Source organism: Bacillus cereus group sp. Bce019 (assembly GCF_051781745.1).
GTDB lineage: Bacteria > Bacillota > Bacilli > Bacillales > Bacillaceae_G > Bacillus_A > Bacillus_A cereus.
Genome location: NZ_JBPWJX010000277.1, coordinates 1 through 250, shown reverse-complemented (window position 1 = coordinate 250; position 250 = coordinate 1). Strand labels below are relative to the sequence as shown.

The following is a 250-nucleotide window of genomic DNA, read 5'->3' as shown; positions in this document are numbered from 1 at the left end:
ATTTAAAAACAACTTACTCAGAAAGTGAGATATTAAAAGTTTGTGGCTCTTTTACAACATCTTGCGTTTCTGCATCTGCTGCGACTACATTATCTGTTGTAAATTTAATATCCTTTACCTTTTCTTTTCCATCATCAAGTATTAGGCCGATAATACCATCTCTTGTTTCACCAGGCTTGTAGTCTTCCCTTGATACATTTTTTGTACCAACGAGCGTATCTTCATCATATAAAAAGTTTTGAGTTGCTAC

The 250-nt window shown here is 34.0% G+C and carries 1 pseudogene; it reads right to left on the bottom strand.

What is annotated here, in order from left to right:
* Positions 1 to 13: 13 nt before the first annotated feature.
* Positions 14 to 250, bottom strand: a pseudogene (locus ACS2QP_RS28325) (hypothetical protein); the annotation flags it as partial.